Annotated in this window: 6 protein-coding genes and 1 pseudogene; all 7 read left to right on the top strand. The window is 75.0% G+C overall.

Annotated features, from left to right (window positions below; genetic code table 11):
• The coding region (locus BG418_RS22835) for an exopolysaccharide biosynthesis polyprenyl glycosylphosphotransferase (protein WP_188275827.1) at positions 1-1194 on the top strand (1194 nt) is incomplete at its 5' end.
• 49 nt (positions 1195-1243) lie between these two features.
• On the top strand, positions 1244-2650 hold the full coding sequence (locus BG418_RS22830; protein WP_188275826.1) for an O-antigen ligase family protein: 1407 nt from the start codon (positions 1244-1246) through the stop codon (positions 2648-2650).
• Positions 2647-4392 carry a lipid II flippase MurJ gene (locus BG418_RS22825; RefSeq protein ID WP_188275825.1) on the top strand — a complete coding sequence of 582 codons (1746 nt, stop codon included), beginning with the start codon at positions 2647-2649 and terminating at the stop codon, positions 4390-4392. The genes BG418_RS22830 and BG418_RS22825 overlap by 4 nt, the downstream gene beginning before the upstream one ends.
• A gap of 25 nt (positions 4393-4417) precedes the next feature.
• Positions 4418-5104: pseudogene (locus BG418_RS22820) on the top strand (polysaccharide deacetylase family protein); the annotation flags it as partial.
• A 170-nt stretch (positions 5105-5274) separates the two neighbouring features.
• A complete protein-coding gene (locus BG418_RS22815; protein WP_188275824.1) occupies positions 5275-6444 on the top strand; it encodes a glycosyltransferase in 1170 nt (389 codons plus the stop codon).
• Entirely contained in the window at positions 6441-7109 is a 669-nt protein-coding gene (locus BG418_RS22810) for a lipopolysaccharide biosynthesis protein (RefSeq protein WP_188275823.1), read from the top strand. Before BG418_RS22815 ends, BG418_RS22810 begins: the two co-directional genes overlap by 4 nt.
• A gap of 5 nt (positions 7110-7114) precedes the next feature.
• Complete coding sequence (locus tag BG418_RS22805; RefSeq protein ID WP_188275822.1) at positions 7115-8245, top strand: GNAT family N-acetyltransferase; 1131 nt, start codon at positions 7115-7117, stop codon at positions 8243-8245.
• The last annotated feature ends 3 nt before the right edge of the window (positions 8246-8248 follow it).

Below are 8248 nucleotides of genomic sequence, written 5' to 3'. Positions count from 1 at the left end.
GCCGGGCTGTACCGGCCGCACGGAATCGTGGCGGGCGGGGTCCTCGACGAGGTGCCCGCGCTGGCCTTCCGGGCGGCCGTCGCCTGGTGCGTGCTCGCGGCCGTGCTCGCCGCGCTGCGCCCGGACCTGGCGCTGGGACCTGGGGCACTGGCCGGGGCGTGCGCGGCGCAGCTCGGGGCGAGTTGCTGCGGGCGTGCGGCCGTGTACGGCGTACGGAGGCGCGGGGCGGCGCGCGCGCCGCGTTCCGCGCTGGTCGTGGGCCCGGCCCAGGCCGCGCTGCGGGTGACGGCGGCGCTCGCCCGGCGCCCGCACGGCGGGATCCGGCCGGTCGGGGTGGTGGTGCCGGTGGCCGCGCAGCCGCCGGAAAGCGCCGGGGTGCCGGTGCTGCGGACCATCGAGGAGGTGCAGCGCGCGATCATCCAGAACAGCGTGCGGGACGTCCTGTTCACCGACGCCGACGCCGCCGACCACTCGGTCCTGCTGAGCCAGCTCGGCGGCTGGGGCTGCACCCTGTGGTACGTGGACACCCGCGCCCCCGTGGTGGCGGCGGGCGGGCGGGGCGGACAGCTCGCGGCGTTCCCGGTGCGGCAGGTGCAGATGGCGGACGTGGCCCGGCCCGGGTTCGCGGTGAAGCGTCTGCTGGATCTGGCCGTCGCCGTCACCGCGTTGCTCCTGGCCGCTCCCGTACTCCTGGTGTGCGCGGTACTGCTGCGGTGGAGCGACGGGCCGGGGGTGGTGTTCCGCCAGGAGCGCGTGGGGCGCGACGGGCACACGTTCACGCTTCTCAAGTTCCGCACCCTGCGCCCCGCCGACGCGCACGAGGCGGCCACCCGCTGGAGCGTCGCGGGCGACGAGCGGATGAGCCGGATCGGCCACTTCATGCGGCTCACCTCGCTCGACGAGCTGCTGAACCTGTGGAACGTGGTGCGCGGCGACATGAGCCTGGTGGGGCCGCGCCCGGAACGCCCGTACTTCGTCGCCCAGTTCGGGCAGACCCACCGCGGCTACCTCGCCCGCCACCGCATGCCGGTCGGCATCACCGGCCTCGCCCAGGTCCAGGGCCTGCGCGGCGACACCTCCATCGAGGACCGCGCGCGCTACGACAACTACTACATCGACCACTGGTCGCCCTGGCAGGACGTGTGCGTCCTGGCGCGCACGGCGGCGTCCCTTGTGCGTCCGACGGGGAGCTGACGATGGGTCACATCACGTACGTACGGGTGCGCCCGGTGCGGGGAGGGGCGTGAGCGCGGTCGCGGCGGCGCCGAGGGTCACCGCCGGGCCCTTAACGTCCCGCGCCGCCCGCCGCCTCGTCCATCTCCTGCCGCTGCTCGCCGTGCTCGCGCTGCTCGCGGTGCCGCCGCCGGGCGGGGCGGGCGACGGCTCGGGCACCGGCACCCTCGCGGACGCCGCCTCCGGCGTCCTCGTCCTGTGGGCCTTCGGGTCCGCCCTGCGCGCCGGGTCCCGGCCGCTCACGCCGTTCGCGGCCGGGCTGTTCGCGCTCGCGGGAGTGGGGATCGCGGTGGCGGCGACGGGCGCGGGCGAGGTCTCGGACGCCCTGCCCGGGATGGCCCGCTACCTCCAGATCTTCGTCCTGGTCCCGGTCTCGGTGCTGCTCCTGGTCCGCGACCGGCACGACTTCCGCGTGGTCACCGGGGCGCTGGTGGCGCTCGCGCTGTTCGAGGGCGGGGTCGGCGTCCACCAGTATCTGACCGTAACCGGCGCCTCGTACATGGGCGAGGACATCCGCGCGGTCGGCACGTTCGGCGCCTCGGACATCATGGGCATGGCCACGGTCGTCGCGTACGGAGTGGTGGGCGCGGTGGGTCTCGCGCTGGCGCCCGGTGCACGGACGCCGGAGCCCGGTGTACGGGTGGGGCGCGGGGTATGGGCGTGGGGCGCGCGGCGGCCGCTCGCGCTGGCGTGTGCGGCGGTGCTTCCGCTGCCGCTCGCCCTGTCGTTCAGCCGGGGCGCGTGGATCGCGACGGCGGTGGCCTGCGGCGTACTGCTGCTTCTGTCGGGCGTACGGCGGGCGTTGCTCATCGTCGTGGCGGGGGCAGCGCTCGCGGTCGTCCTGGTGGGGGGCGTGGGAGCGGGCACCGCGCTGCTCCAGGAGCGCCTGTCCAGCATCACCCAGGTCACCGACGCCCCCGACCAGTCGGTCACCGACCGGTACACGCTGTGGAGCGCGGCTGTCGGGATGTGGCGCGAGTCGCCGGTGACCGGCGTCGGCCTCAAGGGCTTCCCGGCCCACCGCGACAGCCACGCCCCGCTCGCCCTGTCCTCGGGCAGCGACACGGCGGGCGCGGGCGCCGCGTTCCACCGCCAGCCGCTGCTCTCCCCGCACAACATGTACCTCCTCGTCCTCAGCGAACAGGGCCTGGTGGGCGTGTGCACGCTGGTGGCGGGGTGGGGGGCGCTGGTGGTGTGTGCGGTGCGGAGGTTGTACGTGGCCGGGCGCGCGGGCGCCGGTGACATCGACTGCGCCCTCGTCGCCACCGGGCTGCTCGTGTGGCTGCTCGTCGACTTCTTCTACGGGGACATCGGCGGGCCGTCCACCGTCCTGACCGCGGTCGTTCTCGGGCTCGCGGCGTGGTGGGCGGTGGGGCTGCGGGAAGTCCCGGACGGTGGGCGGGGGTTGGGGCGATGAGCGATGCTTCCCGCACCGGCGCTTCCCGCACCGACCCTTCCCGCACGGACGCCGACCGCACTCGGTCCCCCCGCACCGATGCCCCCCGCGCTCTGCCGGGGCACGGGCCCGGGCCCGGCGCTCTGGAGCGGGGGCCGCTCGGCCACGAGCTCGAACCGGCCTCCTCCGCCGGGCGGTTCCTGGCCCGTGCGGCCGCCGTCACCGCTGCTCTCACCGTGGCCGGTGCGGTGCTCGGACTGGTGCGGGACCAGACGTTCGCGCATGTCTTCGGGGCGGACGGGGACACGGACGCGTTCCTGGTGGCGTGGACCGTGCCGGAGGTGGCGTCGACGCTGCTCATCGAGGACGGGCTGGCGCTGGTCCTCGTACCGGCGTTCAGCCTGGCGGCGGTGCGGCGGGGGCGTACACGTGCGGACCGCCCCGACCCCGTACGCGCGCTGGTGGCGGCGACCCTCCCCCGGCTGATGCTCGCGCTCGCGGCGGTGGCGCTGCTGCTGATCGTGGCGGCGCCCGAGCTGGTGGACCTGCTCGCGCCCGGGCTGACCGAGCCCGGCCTGGCGGTCGACTGCACCCGGCTGACGGCCACGTGCGCGCTCACCTTCGGGCTCGCCGGGTACTGCAGCGCGGCCCTGCGCGGCCACGGCCGCTTCCTCGCCCCCGCCACGATCTACCTCGCGTACAACGCGGGCATCATCACCGTGTTGCTCGCCTTCGGCCCCCGCTGGGGCGTACGGGCGGCGGCGGCCGGGGTCGCGGTCGGCGGCTGCCTGATGGTGGCGGCCCAGGCGCCGTCGCTGTGGCGGGGGGTGCGGCGTACGACTCGTACGCGGGCGACAAGGGCACCACGACAACGGACCCGACCCGACGCCCTCCGCCTGGCCATGGTCGCCCCCGTGATCGTCTTCGCGCTGAGCCGTCAGTGCCAGACCCTGGTCGAGCGCCATCTCGCCGCCCCGCTCCCGGCGGGCGCCATCTCGCATCTCAACTACGCCCAGAAAGTGGCGCAGATGCCGATGGTGCTCTCGCTCATGCTCTGTACGGTCACCTTCCCCGTGGTCGCCCGGGCGCTCGCGGCGGGCGAGCGGGAGCGGGCCCGGCGGCGCGTCGAGGGCGACCTCATGGTCGCCGGGGCGATCGTGCTGCTCGGCGCGGCGGTGGTGATCGGCTGCGCGCCGCAGATCGTCCAACTCCTGTTCCAGCGCGGTGCGTTCGGCCCCGCCGACACGGCCGCCACGGCCTCCGTGATGCGGGTGTACGCGCTTGGACTGCTCGCCCAGACGATGGTGGGCGTCCTGGTCCGCTCGTACTTCTCGGCCGCCCGCCCCACCTGGTACCCGGCCGCCACCATGCTGGTGTGCCTGGCGGTGACGGCGGCGGCCGGGGCGTGGGCCGCGCCCATCTGGGGCGCTTCGGGCATCGCCGCCGCCAACGCGCTCGGCATCGCGGCCGGCGCGCTGCTGCTGCTCGCCGGTACCGGTCGGCGTTCCGTCGGGCTCGACCGGTGGCGCCTGGGCCGCGAACTGCTGAAGCTGGCCGCCGCCGGGGCCGGGGCGAGCGCCGTCTGCTGGTGGTGCGCGGCCCAAGTGGCCGACCCCGCCGCCGCGATCGCCGCCGGATCACTGGCGGCCCTGCCGACCTTCCTCGTCCTGGCCCGGGCCGCGCGGGTGCGCGGCTTCGCCCCGCTGTCCCTGCTCGCCCTGCTCGTCCGCCCCGTCACCCGAAGGCTCCGGCATGCCCGCTGACACCACCCCTCCGCTCTGGGTCGCGATGTACCACTCGGTCGGCGCCCGCGAGCGCCCGAGCGACGACGACCCGTACAACATCACGGTCACTCCGGACCGCCTGGAGCGACAACTGCGCTGGCTGCGAGCGCGCGGGCTGCTCGGCGTCGGCATGGCCCGACTGCTGCGGGCCCGCGCGGCGGGCGGCGGCAGCAAGCTGGTCGGGCTGACCTTCGACGACGGGTACGCCGACTTCACCGAGGAAGCGCTCCCCCTTCTGCGCCGCTACGACTGCACGGCCACCCTGTTCGCCCTGCCCGGGCGCCTGGGCGGCACCAACGAGTGGGACCCGCTCGGCCCGCGCCGCCCGCTCCTCGACGAGGCGGGCATCCGGCGGGCGCTGACCTGGGGCATGGAGATCGGCTCGCACGGCCTGCTCCACACCGACCTCACGAAGGCCGACGACGCCACCCTGCGCCGCGAGACCGAACAGAGCCGCGCCCTGCTGTGCGCGCTGACCGGCCGGGACGTGCTGGGCTTCTGCTACCCGTACGGAACGGTCGACCAGCGCGCCATGGACGCCGTGCGCGCGGCGGGCTACAGCTACGCGTGCGCCATCGACCCCGGCCCCCTGACCGGCCGTTACGCCCTCCCGCGCGTCCACATCGGCGACAACGACACCGGCCTGCGGCTGCACCTCAAACGCCGCCTGCACCGCTGGAGGCGGCGTCCGCCGGGGGACGGTCCGGGGGCGGGATTCGTCCCGGAGGACCGGTCGGGGGTGCTGGGTGCGCAGCGGGGGCCGCAGCCGTCGGAGAGCGTGCAGGGGAGCACGGCGGCGAGTACGTCCGAGAGCGCGGCCGACGACAGTCCCGTAAAGCCCTCGCCTCCGGAGACGACCCCATGAAGGTCCTCCACGTCATCACCGGACTCGGCATCGGCGGCGCCGAGCAGCAGCTGCGGCTGATGCTGCGTCAACTCCCCGCCGGGGCCGAGGTGGTGACGCTCACCAACCCGGGTGCGGTGGCCGAGGGCCTGGCCGCCGACGGCGTCCGCGTCCACCACCTCGGCATGTCCGGCAACCGCGACCTGACCGCACTCCCCCGCCTCACCCGCCTGATCCGCCGGGGCGAGTACGACCTGGTCCACACCCACCTCTACCGCGCCTGCCTGTACGGGCGGATCGCGGCCCGGCTCGCGGGAGTACGGGCGATCGTGGCCACCGAGCACTCCCTCGGCGCCACCACCATCGAGGGCCGCCCGCTCGGCGCCGGGGTGCGCGCGCTGTATCTGGCCGCCGAACGTCTGGGCACCTCCACGGTCGCCGTCTCGGCGACGATCGCCCGCCGCCTGCGGGAGTGGGGCGTCCCGGCCCACCGCGTCCACGTCGTCCCCAACGCCGTCGACGCACCCCGCTTCCGCTTCGACACGCTGCTGCGGACCCGGGCGCGGGCGCTCCTCGGACTCCCCCGGGACGCGTACGTGATCGGCGGGGTCGGCCGCCTGGTCGAGGGCAAGCGGTTCGAGGTCCTGGTGCGTGCGCTGCCCCAACTCCCTTACGCACGGCTTCTGTTGGTGGGCAGCGGGGAACAGGAGACGTCGCTGCGGGCACTGGCGCAACAGCTCGGCGTGGCGGACCGGGTGTGCTTCGCGGGCGAGTGCGCGTACGAGGGAAGTTTGACAGGGACGGGCTCCCTGACCCTCCCGGCCCTGCTCGCCGCGATGGACGTCCTCGCCTCCCCCTCCGCCGACGAGGCCTTCGGCCTCGCGGTGGTGGAGGCGCTGGCGGCGGGCCTTCCGGTGGTCTACGTGACGTGCCCGGCCGTCGACGACCTGCCGCCCGGGGACGCGCCGGGCGCGGTGCGTACGGACGAGGCGTCCTTCGCGGATGCGCTGCGCCGCGTACAGGAGAACGGGTGCGAACGGCTGCCCGTGCCCCCGGCGGTGGAGCACTACACGGTCGCCGCGTCGACGGCCCGCCTGACCGCCGTGTACGAGGCGGCGCTGCACCGCCCGGTCGGCAAGCAGGTCACATCAGGAGTCTCAGGAGAATCAGGAGTGAGCGTTCGATGAGCGAATCCCCCAGCCCCTGGCGCCGGGTGCGGTCGTCCGTGGGCACCTACCGCGCCCGGCCGCTGCCCCGTTGGTGGCCGCTGCCCGCGTGCGCGCTGCTCGGCACGGTGATCGGTGGTGTGTACGGGCTGGTGCGCCCGCCCGAGTACAGCGCGACCAGCTATGTCGTGGTGACGCCCACCGGAAAGTCCGACCCGGCCACCGCCCTCGGCTTCGCCCAGGCGTACGGGCGGGTCGCGACCCAGGTCGCGGTGATCGGGGACGCGCAGGCGTGGGCGGGGGTGCCCGCCGACACGATCCGCCGCAATGTGCAGACGGCGACGTCGCCGGACGCGCCGATGATCGCGATCACGGGCAGTTCGCGGCGCCCGGCGGAGGCGGCGGACATCGCCAACGCGGTGGCACGCGCGCTGACGCTGAACGGCCGCCACACGCAGGACAGCACCGGCGTACGCCTGGTCCAGTTCTCGCGCGCGGCCAGGCCCGTGGACCCGTCGTCGGCGCCCGCATCCTTGACGGCCCTGGTCGGCGGGTGTGCCGGGGGCCTGACGGGCGGGCTGACCCTGCTCGTACGACGGCGTCCGGGCAGGAAGGAACAGGCCGCACCGGTACCGGCCCCGGCGGGGGAACTGATGGCGGCGCGGCCGGGGGGCGGCGCGCAGTGACGGTGATGGAGGAAACCACCACCTCCTCCGTGCTGGTGGAAGTCTGCACGGACGCGGGCCGGTTCGGGGCGCTGGCCCCCGAGTGGCGACGACTGCACGCCCGCTGCCGCACCGCGACCCCGTTCCAGAGCCACGCCTGGCTGCACTCGTGGTGGCTGTCGTACGGGGTGAACGGCCGCCTGCGCGTAGTCCTGGTGCGCCGGAACGGCGAACTGGTGGCGGCGGCGCCACTGATGCTGACGTACCGCCCGTACAGGGTGCTCGTCGGGCTGGGCGGCGCGATCTCGGACTACAAGGACGTACTCCTCGACGACACCTGCGCGGCCGAGGCGGCGCACGCCCTGGTGACGGCGGTACGGGAGACGGCCCGGGGCGCGCTGGTCGACCTGCGGGAGGTACGCCCGTCAGGCGCGGCCGAACTCCTGCACACCCACTGGCCGGGCGCCCGCGCGAGCCTGCCGGACTCGGCCTGCCTGGAACTCCCCTCGGCCCCGATGGACGAACTCCTGACCCGCCTCGCCGCCAACCGCGCCCAACGCGTCCGCGCGAAGCTCCGCAAGATCGACGCGCTGGGGGTGACGGAGCGGGCGGTACCGGTGGCAGAGGTCCCGTCAACGCTGGAGGCGCTGCTGTCCCTGCATCAGATGCAGTGGCGGGGCCGGGGTGTGACACGCGAACACGTACGCCCCAGGTTCGCCGACCACTTGACGCGCTCGGTACGCCAGATGGTGGCGGACGGCGAGGCGGTGGTGACGGAATTCCGCCTGGAGGACAGGGTGGTGGCGGTCGACCTGACGCTGCGCGCCCCGTCCCTGACCGGCGCGTACCTGTACGGCGCGCACCCGGGCCTGCGCGCCCGCAAGGTGGACGTGGCCACGCTGCTGCTCCGCTCCTGCACCCGCACCGCCCACCCCTCGTCAGTGCTGAGCCTCCTACGTGGCAACGAGCCCTACAAACACCACTGGCGCCCCGAACCCACCCTCAACCAGCGCTACTTGCTGGCGGGGCGCGCCCGGTGGACACCGCTGCTGTGGTGGTGCGTGGGGTACGCGCGGGTACGGGGGCGGGTCGCGGGGGGTGTGCGGCGGGTGCGGGGGTGGCGGGGGGCGTGGAAACGCCGCAACGCGAGCACCTAGTGC

It is taken from the genome of Streptomyces sp. CBMA152 (genome assembly GCF_014596475.1).
GTDB lineage: Bacteria > Actinomycetota > Actinomycetes > Streptomycetales > Streptomycetaceae > Streptomyces.
This window is presented reverse-complemented; position numbering and strand designations above follow the sequence as displayed.

Bases quoted from the DNA above. Each gene is read 5' to 3' on its own strand.
- BG418_RS22815 (WP_188275824.1), top strand. From the start codon at position 5,275: ATGAAGGTCCTCCACGTCATCACCGGACTCGGCATCGGCGGCGCCGAG.
- BG418_RS22810 (WP_188275823.1), top strand. From the start codon at position 6,441: ATGAGCGAATCCCCCAGCCCCTGGCGCCGGGTGCGGTCGTCCGTGGGC.
- BG418_RS22825 (WP_188275825.1), top strand. From the start codon at position 2,647: ATGAGCGATGCTTCCCGCACCGGCGCTTCCCGCACCGACCCTTCCCGC.
- BG418_RS22805 (WP_188275822.1), top strand. From the start codon at position 7,115: ATGGAGGAAACCACCACCTCCTCCGTGCTGGTGGAAGTCTGCACGGAC.